Annotated in this window: 27 protein-coding genes; 22 read left to right on the top strand and 5 right to left on the bottom strand. The window is 49.9% G+C overall.

The window, feature by feature from the left end; all coding sequences use genetic code 11:
• Positions 1-5: 5 nt before the first annotated feature.
• Positions 6-1,247: an MFS transporter gene (locus tag AXA67_09015; protein KXJ40645.1), complete on the bottom strand. Its 1,242-nt coding sequence runs from the start codon at positions 1,245-1,247 to the stop codon at positions 6-8.
• Positions 1,248-1,313: 66 nt separating this feature from the next.
• Here AXA67_09015 and AXA67_09010 point away from each other — a divergent pair, with 66 nt between their 5' ends.
• Together AXA67_09010 and AXA67_09005 are read left to right on the top strand one after the other, a co-directional pair.
• The gene (locus AXA67_09010) at positions 1,314-1,997 is read left to right on the top strand and encodes an oxidoreductase (protein KXJ40644.1); all 684 of its coding nucleotides are present in this window, start codon (positions 1,314-1,316) and stop codon (positions 1,995-1,997) included.
• A gap of 118 nt (positions 1,998-2,115) precedes the next feature.
• Positions 2,116-2,523 (top strand): bacteriohemerythrin, encoded by a 408-nt coding sequence (locus AXA67_09005; protein KXJ40443.1) that lies wholly within the window; start codon positions 2,116-2,118, stop codon positions 2,521-2,523.
• 111 nt (positions 2,524-2,634) lie between these two features.
• Here the strand turns inward: AXA67_09005 and AXA67_09000 are convergent, their stop codons facing one another.
• On the bottom strand, positions 2,635-3,141 hold the full coding sequence (locus AXA67_09000; protein KXJ40442.1) for a hypothetical protein: 507 nt from the start codon (positions 3,139-3,141) through the stop codon (positions 2,635-2,637).
• Positions 3,142-3,713: 572 nt separating this feature from the next.
• Positions 3,714-4,235, bottom strand: coding sequence for a hypothetical protein (locus AXA67_08995; GenBank protein KXJ40441.1), 522 nt, complete (start codon positions 4,233-4,235; stop codon positions 3,714-3,716).
• Positions 4,236-4,528: 293 nt separating this feature from the next.
• Between AXA67_08995 and AXA67_08990 the strand changes: the two genes are divergently transcribed.
• From AXA67_08990 to AXA67_08950, 9 genes are all read left to right on the top strand, one after another.
• Positions 4,529-5,497, top strand: coding sequence for a biotin synthase (locus tag AXA67_08990; protein KXJ40643.1), 969 nt, complete (start codon positions 4,529-4,531; stop codon positions 5,495-5,497).
• A gap of 5 nt (positions 5,498-5,502) precedes the next feature.
• Positions 5,503-6,669 (top strand): 8-amino-7-oxononanoate synthase, encoded by a 1,167-nt coding sequence (locus tag AXA67_08985; protein ID KXJ40440.1) that lies wholly within the window; start codon positions 5,503-5,505, stop codon positions 6,667-6,669.
• A gap of 42 nt (positions 6,670-6,711) precedes the next feature.
• Entirely contained in the window at positions 6,712-7,455 is a 744-nt protein-coding gene (locus AXA67_08980; GenBank protein ID KXJ40439.1) for a hypothetical protein, read from the top strand.
• Positions 7,452-8,243 carry a hypothetical protein gene (locus tag AXA67_08975; protein KXJ40438.1) on the top strand — a complete coding sequence of 264 codons (792 nt, stop codon included), beginning with the start codon at positions 7,452-7,454 and terminating at the stop codon, positions 8,241-8,243. Before AXA67_08980 ends, AXA67_08975 begins: the two co-directional genes overlap by 4 nt.
• Positions 8,244-8,490: 247 nt before the next feature.
• Positions 8,491-8,877, top strand: coding sequence for a hypothetical protein (locus tag AXA67_08970; protein KXJ40437.1), 387 nt, complete (start codon positions 8,491-8,493; stop codon positions 8,875-8,877).
• A 54-nt stretch (positions 8,878-8,931) separates the two neighbouring features.
• Positions 8,932-10,062, top strand: a complete 1,131-nt coding sequence (locus tag AXA67_08965; protein KXJ40642.1) for a hypothetical protein — start codon at positions 8,932-8,934, stop codon at positions 10,060-10,062.
• A 37-nt stretch (positions 10,063-10,099) separates the two neighbouring features.
• Positions 10,100-11,698 carry a cytochrome oxidase subunit I gene (locus tag AXA67_08960; GenBank protein ID KXJ40436.1) on the top strand — a complete coding sequence of 533 codons (1,599 nt, stop codon included), beginning with the start codon at positions 10,100-10,102 and terminating at the stop codon, positions 11,696-11,698.
• A 183-nt stretch (positions 11,699-11,881) separates the two neighbouring features.
• Positions 11,882-12,445 (top strand): hypothetical protein, encoded by a 564-nt coding sequence (locus AXA67_08955; protein ID KXJ40435.1) that lies wholly within the window; start codon positions 11,882-11,884, stop codon positions 12,443-12,445.
• Between the two features lie 23 nt (positions 12,446-12,468).
• Positions 12,469-13,344 carry an MFS transporter gene (locus AXA67_08950; protein ID KXJ40434.1) on the top strand — a complete coding sequence of 292 codons (876 nt, stop codon included), beginning with the start codon at positions 12,469-12,471 and terminating at the stop codon, positions 13,342-13,344.
• Here AXA67_08950 and AXA67_08945 read toward each other — a convergent pair.
• Positions 13,332-13,613 carry a hypothetical protein gene (locus AXA67_08945; protein ID KXJ40433.1) on the bottom strand — a complete coding sequence of 94 codons (282 nt, stop codon included), beginning with the start codon at positions 13,611-13,613 and terminating at the stop codon, positions 13,332-13,334. The two genes, AXA67_08950 and AXA67_08945, sit on opposite strands and share 13 nt — an antisense overlap.
• 35 nt (positions 13,614-13,648) lie before the next feature.
• On the opposite strand from AXA67_08945, the gene AXA67_08940 reads away from it, so the two are divergent.
• From AXA67_08940 to AXA67_08910, 7 genes are all read left to right on the top strand, one after another.
• Positions 13,649-14,386: a hypothetical protein gene (locus tag AXA67_08940; GenBank protein ID KXJ40432.1), complete on the top strand. Its 738-nt coding sequence runs from the start codon at positions 13,649-13,651 to the stop codon at positions 14,384-14,386.
• Positions 14,383-14,994 (top strand): hypothetical protein, encoded by a 612-nt coding sequence (locus tag AXA67_08935; protein KXJ40431.1) that lies wholly within the window; start codon positions 14,383-14,385, stop codon positions 14,992-14,994. The genes AXA67_08940 and AXA67_08935 overlap by 4 nt, the downstream gene beginning before the upstream one ends.
• A gap of 23 nt (positions 14,995-15,017) precedes the next feature.
• Positions 15,018-17,051: a hypothetical protein gene (locus tag AXA67_08930; GenBank protein ID KXJ40430.1), complete on the top strand. Its 2,034-nt coding sequence runs from the start codon at positions 15,018-15,020 to the stop codon at positions 17,049-17,051.
• Between the two features lie 6 nt (positions 17,052-17,057).
• Positions 17,058-17,711: a cell division ATP-binding protein FtsE gene (locus AXA67_08925; protein KXJ40429.1), complete on the top strand. Its 654-nt coding sequence runs from the start codon at positions 17,058-17,060 to the stop codon at positions 17,709-17,711.
• Positions 17,708-18,676, top strand: coding sequence for a hypothetical protein (locus AXA67_08920; protein ID KXJ40428.1), 969 nt, complete (start codon positions 17,708-17,710; stop codon positions 18,674-18,676). Before AXA67_08925 ends, AXA67_08920 begins: the two co-directional genes overlap by 4 nt.
• Positions 18,673-18,864, top strand: coding sequence for a hypothetical protein (locus AXA67_08915; protein KXJ40427.1), 192 nt, complete (start codon positions 18,673-18,675; stop codon positions 18,862-18,864). Before AXA67_08920 ends, AXA67_08915 begins: the two co-directional genes overlap by 4 nt.
• Positions 18,865-19,047: 183 nt before the next feature.
• The gene (locus AXA67_08910; protein ID KXJ40641.1) at positions 19,048-19,914 is read left to right on the top strand and encodes an RNA polymerase factor sigma-32; all 867 of its coding nucleotides are present in this window, start codon (positions 19,048-19,050) and stop codon (positions 19,912-19,914) included.
• A gap of 71 nt (positions 19,915-19,985) precedes the next feature.
• Here the strand turns inward: AXA67_08910 and AXA67_08905 are convergent, their stop codons facing one another.
• Complete coding sequence (locus AXA67_08905; GenBank protein KXJ40426.1) at positions 19,986-20,873, bottom strand: protoheme IX farnesyltransferase; 888 nt, start codon at positions 20,871-20,873, stop codon at positions 19,986-19,988.
• 268 nt (positions 20,874-21,141) lie between these two features.
• Here AXA67_08905 and AXA67_08900 point away from each other — a divergent pair, with 268 nt between their 5' ends.
• The 4 genes from AXA67_08900 (at position 21,142) to AXA67_08885 (ending at position 25,163) form a co-directional block, all read left to right on the top strand.
• Positions 21,142-22,527: a peptidase M16 gene (locus tag AXA67_08900; protein ID KXJ40640.1), complete on the top strand. Its 1,386-nt coding sequence runs from the start codon at positions 21,142-21,144 to the stop codon at positions 22,525-22,527.
• On the top strand, positions 22,517-23,854 hold the full coding sequence (locus AXA67_08895) for a zinc protease (protein KXJ40425.1): 1,338 nt from the start codon (positions 22,517-22,519) through the stop codon (positions 23,852-23,854). Before AXA67_08900 ends, AXA67_08895 begins: the two co-directional genes overlap by 11 nt.
• On the top strand, positions 23,844-24,446 hold the full coding sequence (locus AXA67_08890) for a 16S rRNA (guanine(966)-N(2))-methyltransferase RsmD (protein ID KXJ40424.1): 603 nt from the start codon (positions 23,844-23,846) through the stop codon (positions 24,444-24,446). The genes AXA67_08895 and AXA67_08890 overlap by 11 nt, the downstream gene beginning before the upstream one ends.
• A 225-nt stretch (positions 24,447-24,671) precedes the next feature.
• A complete protein-coding gene (locus AXA67_08885) occupies positions 24,672-25,163 on the top strand; it encodes a phosphopantetheine adenylyltransferase (protein KXJ40423.1) in 492 nt (163 codons plus the stop codon).
• Positions 25,164-25,166 lie beyond the last annotated feature (3 nt).

Raw genomic sequence — 25,166 nt, 5'->3', positions numbered from 1 at the left:
CTTGGTTATTGTTCTTCGGCTGGATTGGGGACTTTTAACAACAAAGCGGCGCCAATCAAAAATAAAATCAATATGCTGACAATCCCGACTCTCGGATTGTCAAACCATAAGCTGGTAACGCCGACCAAAAAGGGTCCGATGACCGCCGCGAACTTCCCCAGCATATTGTAGAAACCAAAAAATTCCGCCGCATATTGTTTGGGAATCAAATGGGCGTAATAGGCACGGCTTAACGCTTGCACGCCCCCTTGCACCAGCCCAATGATGGCCGCCAGAGCATAGAATTCCTTGGCTGAATCCAGGGAAGCGGCAAACAAAATTACGCCGATATAAATGGCAAGTCCGAGGAAAATTGCCCGCTTTGCCCCTATTTTGGCGCCAATCCAACCAAAACCAATGGTTGCGGGAAAACCGATGAATTGCACCAGCAGTAGAGCTTTGATCAGATCCTGCCAGTCAAGGCCAATTGCCATGCCATAGTCGGTGGCCATGCGCACAATAGTATCCACGCCGTCGATGTAAAACCAATAGGCTATCAGAAAGAGCAAGGCAGGGCGGTGCTGGCGAATATGTCTCAAGGTTTGAATGACTTGACGCCACCCGTGTTTTATCAAGTTCTTCCTAGGCTGGAGGCGGATAGGTTCTCGAACGCCAAAAAACAAAGGCAGGGAAAACACCAGCCACCATAACGCTACACTGGCAAAAGTCCACCTAACGGCTGCCTCGGCGTTTTCCAATCCAAAAGTTTCGGGGCTCAATGTCATCCAAACATTTAGACTAAATAACAACCCACCGCCCAAATAGCCCAACCCAAAGCCCAAGCTGGACACTTTTTCATAGTCCGATTTTTCCGCAACTGTCACCAATAATGCGTCATAAAAGATATTGGCGCCTGAGAATCCGATCAGTCCCAGACTGTATAGCAAAAGGGCCGGAATTGCCATGCCAGGCGCCAGAACGGCTAGAAAACCAGTGGCCACCATGCCCAACAGGGCAAAAAAGGTCAGCAGTGTTTTATGCAGTCCGGAGAGATCAGCAATGGCGCCCAATAGTGGTGCGGTAAACAGAATCAAGGCACTGGTTGCTGCATTGGCCAAACCTAATTGGAATGTGCTTTCACTCACTTCCCCTCCGTGCCAAACTTTTTTGAAAAATAATGGGAAAAACCCCGCCATTACTGTTGTGGCGAAAGCAGAATTAGCAAAATCATAAAGTGCCCAAGAGAGCTTGGGGGAGATCTGTGGCACGGTTAAAATCCTGAAAATCAATGCCAACCATTATCCAATTTCCGAGAAAAACAGGAAATCAGCGTGATTACAAAAATACTACTGGTTACAGGGGTTACCCGCGGACTTGGCAGGGCCTTGGCCGAGGAAGCAATGCAGCATGGGCATCGAATCTGGGGCTGTGGAAGGAATGCCAAAATTATCAACGAACTACGATCCCTATGTCCACAGGGCAAGTTTGACAGAGTGGATGTGGCCGATGCTGGAGCGGTTGCGGATTGGGCCAGGGATTGCCTGTCCAGTGGCGATTGTCCCGACTTTATAATTAACAACGCCGCTTTGATAAATGCCAATGCCCCTTTGTGGCAGGTGCCCGAGGAAGAATTTAGTCGATTGATAGATGTCAATATTAAAGGCGCTTTTTACATCATTAAAAACTTCCTGCCTGCTATGTTACAGCGGCGCCAAGGTGTGATTGTCAATTTCAGTTCCGGCTGGGGACGTTCTGTTTCGCCAGAAGTTGCCCCCTACTGCACTAGCAAATGGGCCATTGAAGGGTTGACCCAATCCCTGGCCCAGGAATTGCCATCGGGTATGGCAGCGGTAGCATTGAACCCCGGAATTATCCATACTGACATGCTCGATAGTTGTTTTGGCGACATGGCTGCCCATTATCCCGGCCCTGATACATGGGCCAAACGGGCATTCCCTTATATTCTTGCATTGGGTCCGCAGCACAACGGTCAATCACTTACGGTGCCTGGATATTGAATCCGCCGTACTTTGATTGATATAAGGCTAGTTATTGATCTAGATCAAAAAAATTGATGTGTTATGCGATTAAATTATTCCTTCCCTAACGTAACAATTAACAATGGGAGGAGAAGTAATGGCGTTAATTACATGGACTGCTGAAGAATTTGGCACCAGTATCAGCGTAGCGGATGAGCAACATCAAAATATCTTTAGCTTGCTCAATCAATTGGATGACGCAGTTAAGGCTGGAGATAGGGCTGCTACGGGCTCGATTCTAGATGAATTGATTAATGTGGTGGTGGATCATTTCAAGACCGAAGAGGATCTGATGCAGCAGCATGGGTATCCCAATTTTGCTGCCCATAAAGATGCCCACGATAAGCTGGTGGCCACTTGTGCCGATCTGCAAAAGAAATTTCACGCCGGCGGGGCGGAAGTGACACCTGAAACGACCCAATTCGTCAAAGACTGGTTGGTGAATCATATTCCCAAAATTGATAAGGATTACGGTCCTTTCCTTAATGAAAAAGGCGTAAACTAACTATGCCATTTAAGTTTAAAGCTTTTATTTAATCAGGTGTCAAGGGGGAAAGGGGTGCACACTGAAATATTTCTGGGTGCACCCCATTTTTTATATCTGTAAAAAAAAGGATTATCCGACGGAATAGCTAGAATCTTGTTGATACTTGACTTGCAAGTGCTCTATTTTAGGCGATTGTCCTAATTTTAACGCTAGCTCCATCAGGTAAACATCCATGGCAGCATGCAAGGGGACGAAGAAGCGTAAAAAAAATCGCAGTAGTGGGTGAAAAATCCGATCATTGGTAATAATTGTCAGCTCGGTTCCCCCGTCGATTTCTTTTAATTGGTAGGTCCATCGTCCGGATAAGGGTATATCGTCCTTAGCCAATTCCGTCACCAAATATTTTGGCGAGACTGCCTCTACGACTCTGAAGGGAATTTTACTTGCTTCCGAGCAAACTTCTATCCATGTTGGAAGCCCCTCCTGGTCTTGCACGATTTCCACGCGCTCCAATCCCATTCTCCAACTGGGATAATTTTCAAAATTCAGAAGGATTTTCCAGACTTCCTCTGGTTTGGCTTTTAGCCGAATACGGCTGGCGGCTACATGGGTTTTAGGAAGGCGTTTTCCAATCATTAGCCCCAGGCCTACGAGTCCCGCCAGTATAAGTACAAGTGCCAAAATGAGTTGAAGCATCGAAGAACATGAATTTAAGGAACTAGGAAGTATAACGAAAGCAAGAAGAGCAGGTGGAAAAAGGAGGAAATTTTTTGATGTAAGTAAAGCCGTCCTTGGCTAATAAGAAATCTCTAATTTGGTCGGAGATTTTTGGCTCAGAAAGGATGTGCTGTTAAAACCCATTCCTTGACGAAATGGATTTTGACATATAGAAAATCACATTTTTTCGTTTCATGTGCTCTGAGAATTTACCGATAAATGATACAGCACTTCCAAAAGGATTAGTTTTGATGTTCAAGTAGATTCCGGCTGAGCTTCATCATGGCTGGAAACATATTTTTTAAAGTGAAACCAGCAATAACCCACGCTGGCAATAATGGTGAAAACAATGGAGCCCACCAACACGATTTCGACGTTAGACATGGTATTTCCTCTGGGAATGTTTTAGACAATGTAAAGTGTGGTCGAAGCGGGGCCGGATGGGTGTGAAAGCCTTCACAAATTCACATAATTACTTGAGAAATGGGATCTTACGCTCTGGCGCTGACCCAGATTTCCACCTTTTCTGCGCCGTGCTGTTTTAGAGTTTTGGCAAGTTCATTGGCGGTTGTGCCCGTAGTCATGACATCATCAACAATCGCGATGTGTTTGTATTTCAAGACGCCTTTGACTTGAAATGCTTTCTTCATGTTTTTCCTTCTGGCTTTGGCGTTCAAATGGGTTTGAGGTTGGGTAGGCAGGGCTCGGTGGCAAAGCCTCATGTTCATGGGAATATTCAAAATGGCAGCGATTGGCCGCGCGATTTCAGCCGCTTGATTAAAGCCGCGCTGGCGATAGCGTATCGGATGCAAAGGAACGGGAATAATCACCTCTGGTATTGCCTCCTGTGCTCGCAAAGAATTAGCCATCATGCGGCCTAGTAACCGGCCAATAGGAATTTTTCCTCGAAATTTCAGGGTGGAAATTAATGCTTGTATCGGTGTTTGATAGTGCCAAAGGGCGACGGTTTCATCGAAATAAGGCGGATTCTTGAGGCAGGCGCCACATATCAATGCGTCTTTCCTGGAAACAGGCAGGCCGCATTGCCGGCAACCTGTGGAAATCCATGGCAGGGATTCATAGCAAGATTTGCACAGGTCCAAGTGATTCCAGCCGGGATCGCCGCATAATAGGCACCACGGAGGAAAAAGCCGTTCCAGTATAATATCTTTCCAGTTGTTAACCTTTGGCATGCGTTCGGGTTGACAGCACTCGGGATTGCTCTATTATCTCGTTGGTTTGTAGCGTTTCAATGAGTGTAATCAAAAATTGAAGGAGCATGATGATGGCAGCTTCCCCGCAGCATATGGCTAATGATGATTTATTGAGAAACGATTGGCATCGAGAAGAAATCAGGGAGCTGTTTGATCTTCCCTTTAACGATCTGATTTTTCAGGCGCAAACCCAGCATCGCCTTTTTTTCAACCCCAATGAAATCCAGGTGAGCACGCTGTTATCGATTAAAACCGGGGGCTGTCCGGAAGATTGTGCTTATTGTCCCCAAAGTGGACGGTATGAAACAGGCTTGGAGCGGGAACGGCTGTTGCCGATTGACGAAGTGGTTGAGGCCGCTAGCGCCGCAAAAGCCAAAGGCTCGACCCGCTTTTGCATGGGCGCGGCCTGGCGGGCGCCAAAAGACCGGGACATTGAGCAAGTGGCGGAAATGATTTCTGCGGTCAAGGCGCTGGGTTTGGAAACCTGCATGACGCTCGGCATGCTGACGCAACCCCAAACTCAACGACTGAAACAAGCAGGTTTGGATTATTACAATCATAATCTCGATACCTCGCCAGAATACTATCCGCAAATTATCAGTACCCGGACTTACCAAGACCGTCTGGAAACCTTGCGACATGTGCGGGATGCAGGCATTTCCGTATGTTGCGGCGGGATTGTCGGTATGGGCGAAAACCGGGAAGACCGGATCGGTTTGTTGCAGGAATTGGCTAATCTGCCAAAACATCCGGAAAGCGTGCCAATCAATTTACTGGTACAGGTGGAAGGCACGCCACTCCAGGGCACGGAACCCCTCGATCCTTTAGAATTCGTCCGCACCGTTGCCGTTGCCAGAATCTTGATGCCCGCATCCCGGGTGCGTTTGTCCGCCGGTCGCACCGATATGAGCGATGAAATGCAAGCATTATGTTTCTTGGCTGGCGCCAATTCAGTGTTTTATGGAGAGAAGCTTTTAACCACGGACAATCCCGAGAGCAGTGCTGATCAGCGCTTATTTGAGCGGTTGGGAATAATGGTTGCCAGCGCGGGAAGCCATTAATTGCAATGGATTTGGACGAGGTTCTGAGAGCGGAATTATGCGCCCGTGAGCAACAAGATTTATATCGCCGTCGGTATATCGTCGATAGCCCGCAAGGGGTAGAAATTCAAGTCCAGGGCCGTCGGTGCCTCAATTTTTCCAGTAATGATTATCTTGGTTTGGCCAATCACCCTAGCGTGCGGGATGCATTTTGCCGTGGCCTGGAAAAATATGGCGCAGGAAGCGGGGCTTCTCATCTGGTGTGTGGTCACATGCGCCCCCATCACGAATTGGAAGAGGCGCTGGCTGAATTCACTGGCCGTGACAGGGCGCTGTTGTTTTCAACAGGCTATCAAGCCAATCTCGGCGTCATCGCCGCGTTAATCGGGCAAGGAGATTTGGTGTTGGAAGATCGCCTGAATCATGCTTCATTGCTGGATGCCGGGCTGCTTTCACGGGGAAGATTACGCCGTTATTCCCATGCCGATGTGGATTCTGTGGCTTCCCTTTTGGGGACTTCCAACAGGCGCCAATTGATTGTTACCGATGGCGTATTCAGTATGGATGGCGATCTTGCGCCTTTGCCCGAATTGGCTTGCCTCGCCGCGCAAAAAAATGCTTGGTTGATGGTGGATGATGCCCATGGCTTTGGGGTTTTGGGGAAGCAAGGCGGAGGCACGATGGAACAGTTTTCCCTGACGCAGCAGGCCGTCCCGGTATTGATGGCGACGTTGGGCAAGGCCTTGGGTGTGTTTGGCGCTTTTGTGGCCGGCAGCGAGGCTTTAATCGAGACATTGATTCAAAAGGCCAGAACCTACATTTACACTACCGCCCTGCCGCCCTCAGTGGCTTCGGCGGCATTGCAAAGCTTGAAACTGGCAAGGGAAGAAACCTGGCGGCGGGAGAAACTTCAGGTGCTGGTCAAGCGGTTTAGGCGTGGGGCTCAATTCCTGGGATTAAATCTATTGCCATCCGAGACACCTATTCAGGCAGTGATCCTAGCGGATAACCACAGGGTTGTGATAGCAAGTCAAAAATTGTGGGAAAGGGGCTTTTGGGTGGTTGCTATTCGTCCTCCAACGGTGCCAGCGGGGACAGCGCGTTTGAGGATTACGCTGAGCGCGTCCCATTCGGAAAAACAAGTAGATCAGTTGCTAGAAGCCCTGGCTGAAGCTTGTGAGGATGGCATCTGAATTGCGGAAGCAGGTTTTGCCCCGTCACCTGGAAAAATCGCCATGAATTTGCTGTTTCATGAAACTTTTGGTTCCGGCCGCAGGTTGGTAATGATTCATGGCTGGGCCATGCATTCTGGCGTTTGGCGAAGTTGGGCGCAATCTTTGAGTGAAAACTTCCGGGTGACGCTTGTCGATTTGCCAGGCCACGGAAAAAGCCCTTCCTGGGCTAAGGTAAGCCTGGAAAATATCGTGGAAAGCCTGGCTACGTCAGTGGCTAATGAAAAAGTGACCTGGTTGGGTTGGTCTTTGGGTGGGCTTATTGCCTTGGAACTCGCCCGGCAATATCCACAATTAACATCCAGTGTAGTATTGGTGGCATCTAATCCCAGTTTTATAGCCAAGCAGAACTGGCCCGGGGTTTCTCAAAGCTGGTTTGACCAGTTTCGGAATGAACTTATTGAAGATACGAATGCTACCCTCAGGCGTTTTATTGCGATGGTGGGGGGAAATAAACCTCATATCAGGCAGCTGCAGGTGTTATGGAATCAGTATCCTGCGCCGTCATTAGAAACATTGCTCCAGAGTTTGGCGTTGCTGGCCTCTATTGACGGGCGCGGGACATTGCCAATCCTCCAATGCCCCGTTTCCTTCATGACCGGAGACAATGATCCTTTGGTTCCGGTTTCTGTTGTGCAGTCAATCTCTGCTTTAACCCCAAATTGTTGTCCCCTCGTTTTAGAAAATACCGGCCATGTGCCTTTTCTCTCCCACTCAGAACAAATGACCCGGGCATTGATGCCATGAGTTGGGATAAGTCCCTGATGCGGCGCAGTTTCAGCCGGGCGGCCAATCAATACGAGCAATTGGCCGGTTTGCAGCGAAGGGTTGGGGAAGAACTGTTGTCCTATCTTCCCGGATCAACGGCAACTGGATGGATAATGGATATCGGTGCTGGGACTGGGCGTTGCGGGCGATATTTGCAACAGCGATACCCCCGCCCCCCCTTGCTATTGGTGGATATTGCCGAGGGCATGATACAGCGAGCACAATCTCAGGCATGGCGGCAGCGGCCAAGTTTTTTAGTGGGGGATGCGGAATCGTTGCCTTTGCAGGCAAATATAGCGGGCCTCATTGTGTCTAATCTGGCTTTGCAGTGGTGCTTATATCCTGACAATGCAATGAGTGAATTTGCCAGAGTGCTGCGGCCAGGGGGTGAACTGGTCTTCAGTACATTTGGCGAGGGAACCTTGAAAGAACTTCGCCAAGCCTGGGCCAACGTTGACGGCTTTACCCACGTGAATCAGTTTGTTTCCAAAGAGTATATTGCGGCAACGATGATTCGGGCGGGTTTCGAGATACAATCATTGGAAGTTCAACACATCCGTTTGCAATATCCTTCGGTGCTGCATGTTTTACGGGAAATTAAAGGAATCGGCGCCCACAATGTCACCTCAGGAAGACCCCGAGGTTTGACGGGAAAGCAAAAATTTCAGCAAATGATTGCCCATTATGAAGAAATTGCCAAGAACGGGAAAATTTCCTCAAGTTATGTCGTGATCTATGGGCATGGGCGTAAATGTGTCAAAATTTGAGCTGGATAAAAAAGCGTTTGCCTGACTGTCGTTATTATAAAGGGCCGGCGGCATTTTGCCTTGCGTGCAGTCAATCAATCGGTTACATTTGAAAGAATTATTTGCCATATATCTTTGGCAAGCATTGATAACAATATATTAAAAATCTAATATATTGGGTATGGTTGATTGGCAGAAAAGTAAAAATGGCCTTTGCCAAACTATCGTATTAAGGCCCAACGGGTCGTTGACGATAAGAGGGGCGGTAATGCTAATCAGCGTGATGGCAGTGCTGATGATAGGAATCGGGGCGGGTTTTGCCCTGATGGGCGCGTGGTTAGTGCTGCCATTTTCCGGTGCGGAATTATTGTTGCTCATCTGGGCGCTGGCCTGTAGTATGCGCAACAGCGGTTTCAGAGAGGTCATCACTATCAGCGATAATACGATAAGAATAGAACGTGGGACTTCTTATCCGCAGCAACGGTATGAATTTCTCAGGGCATGGGCGCGTGTCCAATGGTCCAGTCCTGCTGTGCGTGGCAGCCTGGCGCGTTTGCTGCTAGGCTCCCATGGCAGGCAGGTTGAAATTGGTGCCTTTTTAAATGAAGAGGAAAAACAAATCCTGGCAAAAGAGTTACAAAAACTCTTGGGTTAGAAAATTATTTTAAATATGGGTTGGAAAACTTGAGGGGAGTGCTTCGTGACAATATTGCATAATCTCAAACGGCTGATCTTTGTGTTGTTGCTGAGTCTGGGCGGCGAAGCGGCGTGGGCCGATTATCAGCTTAATTTGCCCGTTGGGGTGACGGAAACCAGCCGGACGGTCTATGGATTCCACATGTTCGCCTTGTGGATCTGTGTTGCAATTGGCGTGGTAGTATTCGGGGTGATGTTCTGGTCAATTTATCATCATCGAAAATCCAGAAATCCTGTTCCCGCCACTTTTCACGAAAATGCCAAACTCGAGTTCATTTGGACCATTATACCGGTCTTTATCTTGATTGCTTTGGCGGTGCCGGCCACGACCGCCCTGATTAAAATAGAAGACACCAGTAACGCGGATATGACAATTAAGGTTACTGGTTACCAATGGAAGTGGCATTATGACTATCTAGATAACGGCATTAAATTCTTCAGTAGTCTGGACGAGAAAAGCAATCGGGCCAGGCAACTAGGGTCGGGCGTTGATCCCACAACCATCAAAAATTATCTGCTGGAAGTAGACAATCCTTTGGTGATTCCCACCAACAAAAAAGTGCGGTTTCTATTCACCGCGGCGGATGTGATTCACGCTTGGTGGGTCCCTGATTTTGGCTGGAAGAAAGATGCCATTCCCGGTTTTGTCACCGCCGGTTGGGTGAAAGTGGATAAGCCTGGTATCTATCGCGGTCAATGTGCCGAGCTTTGTGGCCGCGATCACGGCTTTATGCCCATCGTAGTCAAGGCGGTTCCACAAGAGGAATACGAGGCCTGGGTGGCGCAATGGAAACAAGAGCACGAGTCTGCCCCTGGTGGCGCCCAAGAAGGCGAATGGACCATGGAGCAATTAATGGCCCGGGGCAAGGAAGTATATAACACCCATTGCGTGAGCTGCCATCAAGCCGATGGCTCCGGCATTCCTGGCACCTTTCCGGCGATTGCAGGCAGTGAAATTGCCAAGGGGGATATCGATACCCATATCGAGATTGTCTTGGAAGGCAAAGGTGCCATGCCTGGGTATGGTCAAGATAAAAACATTAGTGATGAAGACCTGGCGGCGGTAATTACCTATGAGCGTAATGCCTTTGGCAATGACACGGGAGATATGGTGAAACCCGAAGACATTGCCGACGTTCGTTGACAGAATTTTATAAAACTTGTTGTGAGGTGCGAAGAAAATGGCAACAGTAGCTGATACCCACGATACCCATCATGAACATGGTCCCGCCAAGGGGTGGTTGCGCTGGGTAACGACGACGAATCACAAGGACATTGGCACGTTATACCTGTCATTTGCCTTTATCATGTTTATCGTCGGTGGCGCCATGGCGTTGATTATCCGGGCGGAATTGTTCGAGCCTGGATTGCAATTCGTCGATCCCCACTTTTTCAACCAAATGACCACCCTGCACGCCTTGATCATGGTGTTTGGCGCGGTAATGCCCGCTTTCGCGGGATTTGCCAACTGGATGATCCCAATGATGATCGGGGCACCGGATATGGCGTTGCCTAGGCTTAACAACTGGAGTTTCTGGTTGTTGCCTTTCGCGGCAACCTTGTTGGTGGCTACTTTGTTTATGGAGGGGGGCGCGGCTGCGGCTGGGTGGACCTTGTATCCGCCATTGGTATTGCAGACGGGTGATGCATTGCCATTCACCATTTTTACCGTGCATCTGTTGGGGATGTCGTCGATCTTGGCTGCTATTAATATCATTGTCACTATCTTCAATATGCGCGCGCCGGGCATGACAATGATGAAGATGCCCATGTTCTGCTGGACCTGGCTGGTGACGGCATTTTTGCTGATTCTGGTGATGCCAGTGTTTGCGGGCGCAGTAACCATGTTGTTGACGGATAAGTTTTTCGACACCAGCTTTTTTAATCCAGCAGGGGGTGGAGATCCTGTCCTTTACCAGCATTTGTTCTGGTTTTTCGGTCATCCCGAGGTTTACATTATTATTCTCCCTGCTTTCGGTATCATTTCCGCGGTGATTCCCACCTTTTCCCGCAAGAAACTTTTTGGGCATAACTCAATGGTATATGCCACCTGTGTGATTGCTTTCCTGTCCTTCATCGTATGGGCCCATCACCAATTCACTGTGGGAATGCCGGTGGCTGCTGAGCTTTACTTCATGTACGCCACCATGCTGATTGCAGTGCCCACCGGGGTGAAGGTATTCAATTGGCTGGCTACTATGTGGAAGGGATCGATGACCTTTGAAACCCCAATGCTGAATGCCTTGGGATTTCTGGTTTTGTTCGTGCTGGGCGGCTTTACGGGGATCATGATGTCCCAGGCACCCGCCGACTTTCAGTACCATGATTCCTATTTCATCGTAGCCCATTTCCATTACGTGTTAGTTGGTGGCGGTGTCTTCGGCATCTTTGCCGGGTTGTTCTATTGGCTGCCCAAATGGACCGGCGTCATGTACGACGAAAAACTGGGCAAGTTGCACTTCTGGCTGTCTTTTATCTCTATGAATGTGTTATTCATGCCCCAGCATTTTGTTGGACTGGCCGGCATGCCCCGGCGGATTCCCGACTATGCGGTTCAATTTACGGAATTCAACGCTTTGTCTTCGGTGGGTGGCTTTATCTTTGGCGTTACTCAATTGTTATTGGGTTACATCGTCTGGAAAGCTATCCGGGGTGAAGGGGAAAAAGTGGATGGAGAAGTTTGGGAAGGTGCTAAGGATCACGGATTAGAGTGGAACCTTGCTTCGCCACCACCCTATCACCATTCCTTTGAAGGCATCGAAATAAAGGAAAGAGATTAAGGTTATAGGTGCATGTCGCCTCTCTGTTAAGGAGGGTGTCGGCTTTTGCGACACCCTCTTAAAGGGCGGCGGTGATTCCTAACGATGGAAAAGCGAAAAAAGAATATTTTTCTAGCATTGGCATTGGGGTTATTGGCGATTTTTTTCTATATCATGTCCATTTTGTACTTGTTGAGGCAATAGATGAGCAGTCAACCCATTCAGGAGCAAAAAAATAGCCGCCTGGCCCTTTGGATGTTTTTAATTGTCATCGGGATGTTCGGGTTTGGATTCGCGCTGGTGCCCCTCTATAACGTTTTTTGCCAGATTGCCGGTGTCAATCAGGTGACTACCGACGCTGTCAAAACTGACGATGCATTGGTTTTCCAGCCGGATTTGAGTCGCCAGGTTTCCTTTGAAATGATTACCTCGGTCAATGGAAATGCGCCTTTCCTATTCGAAGCGGAGAAGGCAAAGATCAAAATACACCCGGGGGAATATCACACGGTTATTTTTCGTGCCAAGAATCTGACGGATCAGCCCAGGGTTATTCGTGCCGTCTATAGTGTTGATCCTGGGTACATCAGCGAGTACCTCAAAAAGACCGAGTGTTTTTGCTTCACCGAACAATGGTTTGGCCCTGGAGAAGAGAAGGAAATGCCGGTTCGGTTTGTGGTCGAGCCGAGACTGCCAGACAATGTTCACGATATGACGCTGTCCTATACACTTTTTGATGTGACAGCGAAAATGAAGAAATCACAAAACTAAATTATTTCAGGAAGGGGAGAATTATGTCATCTGCAAGCGGTTCTTACTATATTCCTCACCAAGCCAAATGGCCAATTTTTGGTTCGATTGGCTTGTTTCTTATGCTTGGGGGTTTTGCGACCAAGCTCATTGGTGTAAGTGCTGGTGGTTTTTTTATGGTGCTGGGGGCGCTTACCATCGTAGGCATGATGTTTGGTTGGTTTGGCGAGGTCATCAAAGAGGGGCTTTCCGGCATTTACGATGAACAAGTGGAGAGATCGTTCCGCTGGGGAATGATTTGGTTTATCGCTTCAGAGGTCATGTTTTTCGCTGCCTTTTTTGGCTCGTTGTTTTACGTCCGGATGTACGCAGTACCCTGGTTGGGGGGAGATGGAACCACAGGCGTGGGCGAGTACACCGGCCAATTTCTATGGCCTGATTTTTCTCCCGCATGGCCCACCAATGGTCCTGCCCATGTAGGGGGTGAATTTGAACCGATGGAAGCTTGGGGCATTCCGGCGCTCAATACGCTGATATTGTTGACCAGCGGCGCGACAGTGACGTGGGCCCACTGGGGACTTTTAAAAGATAACCGCTCCCAATTGATCAAAGGCTTGATTGCCACAATCGCATTAGGGTTCTTGTTCGTAGGCTTGCAGGCTTATGAGTATTATCACGCCTACACGGAAATGGGATTGACCTTGGGTGCTGGGATTTACGGTTCGACCTTTTTCATGTTAACCGGTTTCCATGGCATGCATGTGACCATCGGCGCTATTTTTCTGACGGTGGTGCTACTTCGGGCGCTGCAAGGCCATTTTGATGCTAAGCATCACTTTGCCTTTGAGGCTGCCGCGTGGTATTGGCATTTTGTTGACGTGGTTTGGCTGGGACTGTTTATTTTTGTTTACTGGCTCTGAACAGGTTGGTTCTGGTTCGGAAAGGCGCTACTGGGTAGCGCCTTTTTTTGTGCGGGCTGATGTGGGTTGAGGCCATGGGGTTTGATCCATCCCATGCTGGCGGCAAATAGAAGAAAAAAGAACAATGCTATGGAAAGGGAGATACGTGTGGTCAGGGCTTTAACGGTACGGGGAGAACGGCTTTTATCGTGGAGAAGATAGTAAAGGGCTGAGCCCAGGCTGATAACGATACCGATAAAGGCTGCAATGACGAGCAGTTTAATTAGCATAAGTTTCCTTGAATCGTTGGTGTAAAAATATTGGGATGAAAATATCAGCCTATTTTAAACCACAATGGCTGCTTACCATTTTGACTTTGATGGCTCTTGCTTCGTTCCTTACTTTGGGCTTATGGCAGTTACGTCGATCAGAAGAAAAACAGGCCTTATTGGATCAGCGGGAACGGCAAGCACAAGCTGCCGAAATTCGTCTTGACGGTAACCAATTATCGATTGATTCGTTGCGTTACCGGCCGGTGATTGTGAGCGGTAAATGGGATCCCCATCATCAATTTCTACTGGATTACCGAATGCATCAAGGAAAGGTGGGATATGAGGTCTTAACGCCGCTCGAAATACAGGGAAGAAATCAAGTGATCTTGGTAAACCGCGGTTGGGTACCCGCTTCGCCCGACCGGCGGCAACTGCCCCGAATCGAAATTGCCCGCCATCCAGTAACCGTGCGGGGGATTGTCGATCATTTTCCACAATACGGCATGACATTAAAGGGCATGGATGTGCCTACGGAAACCTGGCCGGCGGTAGTTCAACAGCTGGATCCGAAGGTAGTCTCCAAAAAGCTTGGGAAGCCGGTATTACCCTATCAAATTTTGATGGATCCGACCCTCCCTGAGGGCTATGTGCGAGAGTGGGCGTTGTCTCACATCAAGCCTGAAAGACATACCGCCTATGCACTACAATGGTTTACTTTTGCCGTCATCGCGCTTGGACTATGGGTGTGGCATGGCTTGAAACGAGCACGAAATCAAGACAACTGGAGATGAATTTGACTGAAAAAAGCGCCGAGAAGGGCCAAAATTGGATTTTTTGGTTGATTGTCGCGGTAGGGGCGCTTCCCATGGTAGCGGCATGGTATTTCTATTCCCATCCCGATTTGCTGACCAAGCGGGGCAATCAAGGCAATTTGATTACACCGCCAATTCCGGTCAATTACGACGTTTTTAAACCGGCGTCCCTGCAAGGCGTAAGCCCGCTGAAGCAAATTAAAGGGCGCTGGGTGATGATTCATGTCATTCCCGGTGACTGTGACAGGGCGTGCAAGGAAAATATCGCCAATACCAGAAAATTGTTGCTTTTGTTCAGTAAAGATCTTTTTCGGGTCAAGCGTTTGGCAGTCTGGTCACGGGATGTGGATCTATCAAAACAAATCAAACAAATGCTCGCGAAAGATGAAACCCTTTACCTCGCGCAAGTCCCGTCTTCTTTTTTGAAGCAACTGGAAAAAGAAGTCATTCATACCCCTTTGCGGGGAGACCAGCTGATATTGATGGACCCCTTGGGTAACCTGATGATGTGGTATGATTCTGGGTTCGACCCTTATGGAGTATATCGCGATATGAGGCGCTTGCTTCGGGCATCCAGAATCGGTTGAAGGCCTTCCCGGAAAATAACAATATGTGGTACAGAAAACTCGCACTTTTCACTATTCTATTAGCTTTGTTGGTATTGGCCTCTGGAGTCTACGTCAGGGCAACAGGATCAGGGCTGAGTTGTCCTGATTGGCCTACTTGCTTTGGTCAATGGCGGGTGCCCGATGTGTTGCCTGATGAGGCTCAAAGGGCTTTCCCCGGCGTTATTTTCGATGCCGTTAAGGCCAAGGCACAAATGGGTCACCGTTACCTGGCTTTTCTGCTTGGGTTTTCGGTAGCGTTGCTGTTTGGCTTGTCCTTTGCCCGGAAAGAGCGGGGAAAAGCCCTGAAGTGGAGCGGCTTGCTGTTGCTGCTTTATGGGCTTCAGGCGGCTGTTGGCAGCGGGTTGATCGCGGCCCACTTGCGCCCGGAAATAGTGATCGCCCATTTGCTTTTGGCAATGCTGATTGCCGTGACATCTTTGCGGATTTACCTGGCCTCTTTTCCTTCCTTTATCAAGGCGCCAGATTCATTGAAAGGATTAAGACGGTATGGGTCTTTTTGTTTCTGGATATTATTCATCCAAATTGCCTTGGGCGGATGGGTTAGCGCCAATTATGCCGGGTTGGCCTGCCCGGATTTTCCCACTTGCCAGGGATCATGGTGGCCCGAGGCGGATTACAAAAATGCATTTGGCTTCTGGCAATATTGGGGCGGAGGGCTTGAAGCCTGGGCTTTGCCAGACAGTAACGCCCGGGTGGCCATTCATTGGGTTCACCGGTTGGGAGCGGTGGTCACCTTTTTAGCGTTATTTTTTCTCGGCATCAGCATCAGCTCCAATCCCAAGGTGCCTCATTTAAGCAAATTAGGCCTGTTGATCAATTTCCTATTACTCGTGGTCATTACCTTAGGGATGGCCTTGGTAATCAAGCAAATGCCCGTTCCTTTGGCGGTGGCGCATAGTATCGTCGCGGCACTGTTACTCATGACGGTCACCGCAGTCACTTTCTTTTTGAGTCATGTTCCTGCATCCATTACCCTGCCGCAAGAGGCGGTAGAAGCACAAATTACACCGCCTCCCGAAAAAGCCGGACTGCCGCCTGAAGTTCCGCCAGCCGTTGAAATTCCTCAACCTCCGCCGCCGGAGACGCTGTTTGAGCGATTGAAATCCGGTCTGGGTAAAACCCGCCAAGGGTTGACGGGCTTTCTGGCCAGCTTGCCGTTAGGAAAACACGCGCTGGATGAAGATCTGGTGGAAGAAATTGAAAACCAGCTTCTCATGGCCGATGTGGGTGTCGAGGCAACCCAGGAGATTGTCTCCCGTTTGCAGGAAAAACTGCGCCAAGAGGGCGACCGGTATGACGATGATGTCATGGCAGCGCTGCGCGACACCCTCAAGGAAATTCTTCAACCCTGCAGCAAACCGTTGGAAATCGATCTCACCCGCAAGCCCTTTGTCATTTTGGTGGTTGGCGTTAACGGCGTGGGGAAGACCACGACCATTGGCAAACTGGCCCACCGGCTGAAACAGCAAGGGCTCAGTGTCATGCTGGCCGCCGGCGATACATTCCGCGCCGCTGCGGTGGAGCAGTTGAAGGTTTGGGGGGAACGCAACGGCGTGCCGGTGGTTGCCCAGGATATGGGCGCGGATTCTGCTTCGGTTGTATACGATGCATTGCAATCCGCCAAGGCGCGGGGTATTGACGTGCTCATTGCCGATACCGCGGGCCGCTTGCATACCAAGTCCAATCTCATGGAGGAGCTGAGTAAAATCAAGCGCATCCTGGCGAAACTGGACCCCACCGCTCCCCATGAGGTACTGTTGGTGCTGGATGCCACTACCGGGCAAAACGCTTTGGCGCAGGCCGATCAATTCAATCAGGCCGTGGGTGTCACGGGCATTGCCTTGACAAAGCTGGATGGCACCGCCAAGGGTGGCGTTATCTTCGCCCTGGCCAAGCGTTACGCTATTCCAATCCGCTTTATCGGCATTGGGGAAGGGATGGAAGATTTACAGGAATTTAATGCCCAGGCGTTTGTCGATGCCTTGTTTTCCGAACAACCCAAGGTGGTGCACTGAGCGGGCGTGCTTCAGTTCGACGATGTTTGTAAACATTATCCCGATAGTGGTGACGCGCTTAGCCACGTGAGCTTTGGGGTCGAGCGCGGGGAGATGGTTTTTATCACTGGCCACTCCGGCGCCGGCAAAAGCACCTTGCTGCGTTTGGCGGCGCTGATAGAACGTCCGAGCCGCGGCAATATTTCTTTAAATGGACGCAACCTGGTCCATTTGCCTGATAGGAAAATTCCCTATTTCCGGCGCAAGATCGGCTTGATATTCCAGGATTACCGCCTGCTCCACGATTGCACCGTATTCGATAATGTCGCCTTGCCGCTGATAATTTCCGGCTTCGATTCCCGGGAAATTGCCCGGCGCACCCGGGCGGCCTTGGGAAAGGTGGGACTGGCAGGATTTGAAAGACGCAACCCCATGTCCCTGTCCGGCGGTGAACAACAACGGGTTGGAATTGCCCGGGCGATCGTTACCCGACCGCCACTTATCCTAGCCGATGAGCCCACCGGCAATCTGGATCCCGACTTGTCTATTGAAATCATGCAGATGTTCCGGCAATTTAATGAGCTTGGTGTTACTTTTTTGATTGCCAGTCACGATGAAGCGCTAGTCTCCCGTTTTGCGGGCCGGGTTGTTCATTTGGAGAAAGGGCGATTGCAATCATGACGGGCAGTTCTGCTGGGTCCAGCCGGTCAAGGCAAAACAGGTTCCGGGGTCAATTGCAAAATTATTTTCGTCTGCATGGACACGCCCTGTTCTCCAGCATGGGAGATCTCTGGCGCAGTCCCTGGATGACGGGTATGACCTTGCTTGTCATCGCCATTTCTTTAATTCTGCCGGCAACGTTTTATCTCGCCTTGAAAAATCTACAGGATTTGAGTGGCAGTTTTGATGAAACCTATGCTATTTCCTTGTATTTATATCCTCAGGTAGGGCTGGATGTGGCTCAAAAATTAGAAAAACGGCTATCTTCCCACCCTGCCATTACCAAGCTTAAGTTGATTGATAAGCAGGAAGCCTTGCAAGAATTTCAAAGGCGTAGTGGTTTTGGTGAAGCCATTGGGGCGCTAGAAGATAACCCGTTACCGATTGTCATAGAGGTGCTTCCCAAGCCCGGCTTTGCCGATCCTGAGAAAATCCAACCCTTGGTGGCGGAATTGCAAGCCCTGGAAAATGTAGAATTCGCCCAATGGGATATGCAATGGCTAATGCGGCTTCGGGCATTGATTTCCATGGCTCAGCGCGGGGCATTATTACTCGGTGTTTTGCTGAGCTTGGGAGTGGTGCTCATTGTCGGCAATACCATCCGGCTTGAATTGCAAGATCGCCTCCCGCGGATAGAAATCATGAAAATCCTGGGCGCCACTCATACTTTTATTCGCCGTCCATTTCTCTATAGTGGTTTTTGGTTGGGTTTGATTGGTGGCATCCTGGCTTTGCTGGGGACGTTGGGAGTGTACCAGGCACTCAGCAGGCCCGTGGCGAGGTTGTCGGACTTGTATCAAAGCCAATATTCGCTGCAATTTCTGAGTTTCAAAGAGTCCATGATTGTACTCGTTTTTTCCGTATTGATCAGTATGATGGGTGCGTGGTTGGTGGTGACTCGATTTTTGTGGAAGCTGCGTCCATGAAAATCAAGTCAAAGCTTCATATTATGCAACTGTTAGACCCCTATGGGTGGTCTGTTTCGGAAGATACCGTGGATACTTTCTTGCTGCTCAATCCTGCTTTGCAAGAAAGTCCTGCCCAAACCTCCCTGTTCGGGCGCTTGCCCGGCTGCGAAAGTCCACCGGACTTTCGGTCCGGCTCGCCCCTGTAGGCTTTGCTTTGGCATCTTTGCCAAAGACACTTCCTCCACAGACCACCCATGGTGCCTTCTTCCAGTACGGACGAGTAGTTACATTTTTTTGTGATTTGAGGGAACTAAAAAAATTATTAGCACTCTCTTTTAAAGAGTGCTAAATTGGATGCCATTCAAATTCACAATAAAAAGGGGGTTCACATGAGCAAGGCGCTGGTAGTACCTGGAATTGGACAATCCATCGGTTCTGTCAATGAGTACATCGTTGCGGTCAATAAATTTCCCCGCCTAACTGCGGAAGAAGAACGCGCCCTGGCGGAAAGATATCGTGAAGAAAATGACATTGAAGCGGCCCGTCGGTTGATCTTGTGCAATTTGCGTTTTGTGGTGCCGATAGCCAGAAATTATTTGGGTTATGGATTGCCACTGCCGGATTTGATTCAAGAGGGAAATATCGGTCTAATGAAAGCGGTGAAGCGGTTCGACCCTAAAATGGGTGTGCGCCTGATTTCCTTTGCCGTGCATTGGATTAAAGCCGAGATTCACGAGTTTATTCTCAGAAATTGGCGAATTGTTAAAATCGCCACCACCAAGGCCCAGCGTAAACTGTTCTTCAATTTGCGCAAAGCCAAAAAGCAGCTCAATTGGCTGGACAAATCTGAAGCGCAGAAAGTCGCGGATGATTTGGGCGTAAAAGTGGATACCGTTCAAGAGATGGAAGAGCGGCTCAACGGACATGATGTGGCGTTTGACGGTACCGTTGATGATTCGGATGAAAGCCGGGTTTTAGCGCCGGTTTATTTTTTGGAAAGTGGCAGCGGTGACGATCCTGCCAGGCAACTGGAAGAATCCCAATGGGATGCCATGGAGAGTAAGCGCCTTGAATTTGCCTTGGCACAATTGGATGAGCGTAGCCGCGATATTCTCGAATCTCGGTGGTTGACCGAAAAAAAAGCTACCTTGCAAGAACTGGCAGGGCGCTATAACGTATCCGCAGAACGTATTCGCCAATTGGAAAAGAATGCGCTCAAGAAACTGAAGAATTACATGTTGCAAGAAGCCGCTTAATTTGTATTGCATTTAATTTGATGACAGAAAGGCCATCGCCGCAGAGGGATGGCCTTTTTTCGTTAGTGGCGTCAGATCCGAATATAGTGATCTAGAAGCAGAAATATAAAAATACTGGTGAGGTAGAAAATGGAATAGCCAAAAGTCTTCATGGCCAGTTTTTTATCGTCGGGATGCTGTTTGAGTTTCGCCGCCAGATAAAGAAAAATGGCGCCGAGAATGACCGCGGCTACCAAATAGATTAAACCGCTCATCCCGGCCAAATAGGGTATCAAGCTGATGACAAAAAGCAGAATGGTATAGAGTAAAACTTGCAAGCCAGTGAATTCCACCCCGTGAGTGACGGGGAGCATGGGAATATCCACTTTGGCGTATTCATCTTTTTTGGCAATGGCCAAGGCCCAGAAATGAGGTGGCGTCCACAAGAAAATAATCAAAAACAGCAACACCGCATTGGGATGGATGCTGTTTAACACCGCGCACGATCCCAAAATAGGAGGCACCGCGCCGGCAGCGCCGCCAATGACGATGTTTTGAGGCGTGGCCCGTTTTAAATAAAGGGTATAAATGACTGCGTAGCCAATCAGGGATAAAAAAGTTAAAACCGCGGTTAACTCATTGACCCACGCCACCAAAATAACCATGGAAAGAACGCAAAGAACGCTGGCGAAAACTAATACATTTTTAGGGCTCAATTGCCCTTGGGGGAGAGGCCGGTCGCTGGTGCGGGCCATTTCGGCATCCGCCTGGCGGTCTAGGTAGTGATTGAAAGCGGCTGCCGATGCCGCTGCCAACGCAATGCCAAGGGTGCCAAAAATTAAGGGTTGCCATGGCACCATGCCCGGAACCGATAAAAACATCCCGACCACGGCGGTAAAAACGATCAGGGCGACAACCTTGGGTTTGCAAAGGTTGAGATAAAGTTTCCATGGCGGGGTACTCTGCGGCTCGGTTTTCATTGATTCCATAATAATCGTTTACAATAGGCAAGCCATTTTATACTAATTTGATAGGGATTTAGGGGGTTATCAAGTTGACAGGCATCCCCTGACTTCAAGTATGATTGCGCCCTTGGGAAACTCTGAAGTAATCACGGAAGAAATACCCTAGCACCAGAGCTGAATTCATAGGCAAGTCGTGAACCCAATACCCACAGGTCAATGGTGGAAAATTTATAGAGGATAAGGAATGAGGATAAAACATACCAGCAGGTCAATATTTCAATTCATAACCACCTGGACGCGGTATCTGTTGGTTGTTGCTCTGTTATTGCCGATGGCTGCTTGTGCTGCGGCTGGCCGGGTGCAACAAACCCAGTTGGAAAATGGCCTGAAGGTGATTGTCAAGGAGGATCACCGGGCCCCGGTGGTGGTTTCCCAGGTTTGGTACAAAGTGGGTTCCAGTTATGAGTATGGCGGAATCACCGGTATCTCCCATTTGCTGGAACACATGATGTTCAAGGGCACGGAAAAGCACGGGCCCGGGGAATTTTCCCGCATCATCGCCGAGAATGGCGGCCGCGAGAACGCCTTTACCGGCAATGACTATACGGCCTACTTCGAGCGCTTGGAAAAGTCCCGTTTGCCTATCGCTTTTGAGCTGGAGGCCGACCGGATGCGTCATCTCCGTTTGCAGAAAGAAGAATTTGACAAGGAAAAACAGGTAGTGCTCGAGGAGCGGCGCATGCGTACCGACGACCAACCCCGCGCCAAGACCCACGAGCATTTCATGGCAGTGGCCTACACCAATAGCCCTTATCAGAATCCCGTGATTGGCTGGCCGGCCGATATCGAGCATCTGACCCTGGGAGATTTGAAAGACTGGTATCAACAATGGTATGCGCCAAATAACGCTACGCTGGTCGTGGTTGGCGATGTGCAGCCGGCCAAGGTCTTTGCCTTGGCAAAACGCTGGTTTGGTCCACTGAAACCAAGCGAAATCGCGCCTTTGAAACCACGTACCGAAGTAGAACAGCACGGGGAAAGGCGATTGACCGTGCGTCTTCCCGCCAAGCTACCTTATTTGATAATGGGTTATAAAGTGCCGGTGTTGGCGACACTCCCCGAAGAGCAGCGTTGGCAGGCCTATGCCTTGAATGTCCTGGCTGGCATCTTGGATGGCGGCAACAGCGCCAGGCTTTCCAGGCGCTTGATTCGTGGCAGTCAGATTGCCGCGAGTGCCGGTGCCGGCTATGACCTCTATGATCGTCTTCAAACCTTGTTCTTATTGGATGGCACGCCTTCTCAGGGACATACTTTAAAGGAACTGGAGCAAGCCCTGCTCAAGGAAGTGAAGGAACTACAGGAAACCCTGGTGACCCCGGAGGAGCTGGAACGGGTCAAAACCCAGGTCACCGCCGAGGCGATTTACGAAAGGGACTCCATGTTTTACCAGGCGATGCAGATGGGATTATTGGAAACCGTGGGATTGGGATGGCAACGAATGGATGAATATGTAGACAGGATTAAACAGATTAGCGCCGAGCAAGTACAACAGGTGGCCCGTAAATATTTAATAGCGGATCATCTTACCGTGGGTCATCTGGAGCCACTGCCGATTGAACCGGGTAAAGCGTCAAGCGCGCCGGTGATGGGAGGTGGCCATGTTCGTTAAAACACTCAAAATACTGTTACTGCTGCTGATAGTGATACCGCTCTCCGGTTGGGCGGGACCGAAGATAGAACAGTGGCGATTGCCCCAGGGCGCGAAAGTCTATTATGTTCATAACCCGCAGTTGCCACTGGTGGATATCCGGGTTTTGTTTGCCGCTGGCAGCGCTTGGGATGGGGAAAAGTATGGACTGGCGACCCTGACATCCGCGTTGCTGGACACCGGCGCTGGGGAATGGAACGCAGACGAGATCGCCTTGCGGTTGGAGAGCGTGGGCGCTCAACTCGGCACCGGCGTCTCCCGGGACAGCGCTTGGCTGTCTTTGCGCAGCTTGACTGAATCCGACAAACTACAAACCGCATTGGAAACTGCCGCCGAGATTTTGAAATCACCCCGTTTCGCTCATTTGGACTTTCAACGGGAAAAGAAACGCCTCTTGCTTGGACTGAAACAACGGGAAGAATCCCCGGGTGAGCTGGCCGGTATGATGTTTTTTGAAGCGATTTACCGGAATTACCCCTACGCCCATCCGAGCGATGGCACCATTGAGACGGTTCAAGCGATTCAGCGGCAAGATTTGCGCGAGTTTCACCAACGCTACTATGTGGCTTCCAATGCTGTGGTGGTGATAGTCGGGGCGGTGGATAAATCCGAAGCGAAAAAGATAGCCAAGGCATTGGTGGGTGGGTTGCCTGAAGGTGAGCCAGCGCCGGCCATTCCCGAAGTGCCGGTTCCGGAAAAAGCCGATATTCAGCGAAAAGTATTCCCTTCCGCCCAGACCCACATTTACACCGGCATGCCGGTGCTAAAGCGCAAGGACCCTGATTATTTCCCCTTGTATGTGGGCAATTACGCCCTGGGCGGTGGCGGCTTCGTGTCCCGGATTGTCAAGGAAGTGCGGGAGAAGCGCGGCTTCGCCTACAGTGCCTATAGCTATTTTGCCCCCATGAAAGAGAAGGGCCCCTATTTGGCCGGGCTGCAAACCCGTAATGACCAGGCTTACCCGGCCCTTGAAGTCTTGCGGAAAACCATCGCCGAATTTCAGGCCAAAGGGCCCACCATAGAAGAACTCAAGGCTGCCAAGAAGAATATTACCGGTGGGTTTGTGCTGCGCTATGACAGCAACAGCAAGCTGGCGGAATATGTGGCAATGATTGGTTTTTATGATTTGCCCCTGGATTATCTGGATACCTTCACTGAAAAAGTGGAAAAGGTGACCATTTCCGAGATTGCCGACGCCTTCCGCCGCCGGATTGACCTGAACCGCTTTCAGACTGTTCTGGTGGGTGGCGGCGCCGTGCGGCAATCAAAATCAGGCGATGAAAAATGAAGTACGCATCATCGCTGGCCAGTGGCGGGGACGAAAGCTGCACTTTCCCGCTCTGCCGGGTTTACGCCCAACTCCGGCCAGGGTTCGGGAAACCCTGTTCAATTGGCTCAGGGAAGACTTGATTGACGCCCGTTGTTTGGATTTATTCGCCGGGAGCGGGGCATTAGGTTTTGAAGCCGCTTCCCGTGGCGCGCGCGTAGTGGTTCAGGTGGAAGCGCACCCGAAAGTGATCCGGTCTTTGGAAAGAAATCGCCGGTCTCTGGAGGCTTCACAAATTGAGACGGTCGGCGCCGATGCCATCCGTTTTTTGAAGCAGGCCCCAAGCGAACCTTTTGATGTGGTATTCCTCGATCCTCCGTTTGAAAAAAAGCTCATAGAACCTTGTGCCACCGCCCTTGAACAATGGCAATGGCTTTCCAACCATGCTTTTATTTATATTGAAGCGGAAAGCCAGCTCAAAGAACTGCCAGTGCCCGGCAATTGGCGGCTGTGGAAAAGCAAGACAACGGGAGATGTAGGCTATCATCTCTTCAGCAGAGAAGTAACCCGGATATTTCACCAGCCGGATTCTGGCTTTTCCGTAAGTAACTGATATTTATGCATAAAATGCTTAAGTTTCATCATTTCCACAAAATCCAATTTGGATTCAGCCCGAATCCTATCCCGGCCCTGGCTTGTCCAGGCACGCCTGGGTTTGGGCTTCTTTCAAGCCATAGCTGCGGCTATGGCTTTCAGTCCAGCCCGGCGCCCAGCCGCACCTGTCCTGCGCCATCATCCGGGATGCTGATGAAAAATCCGGGTTAGGAGAATAACGACAATGCCAGTCACAGCCATCTATCCGGGGACGTTTGATCCAGTGACCAATGGCCATATCGATTTAATCCACCGGGCAGCCCGGCTTTTCAGTAAGGTGCTGGTGGCGGTGGCGGAAAACCGTGACAAGCGCCCCTTGTTGAATTTATCGGAACGGGTCGCCCTGGTACGCGCCGAGGTGCAACCTCTCAGCAATGTGGCAGTGCTCGGGTTTAGTAATCTCCTGGTGGATTGCGCTTTGCAACATGGCGCGACGGTGATTCTCCGGGGGCTTCGCGCAGTGTCGGATTTTGAATACGAATTTCAATTGGCGGCCATGAACCGACGCCTGTCCGAAGAACGGATTGAAACCATTTTCATGACCCCGGCGGAACAATACGCTTTTGTTTCCTCCAGCATGATCAAGGAAATTGCCAAGCTGGGAGGCGATATTTCCGCCTTTGTTCCGGTCAAAGTCAGAGAGCGCTTGACCGAAATCTATTCGAACCGAGGATAAAAC

The organism is Methylothermaceae bacteria B42 (genome assembly GCA_001566965.1).
Taxonomy (GTDB): domain Bacteria; phylum Pseudomonadota; class Gammaproteobacteria; order Methylococcales; family Methylothermaceae; genus Methylohalobius.
This window is presented reverse-complemented; position numbering and strand designations above follow the sequence as displayed.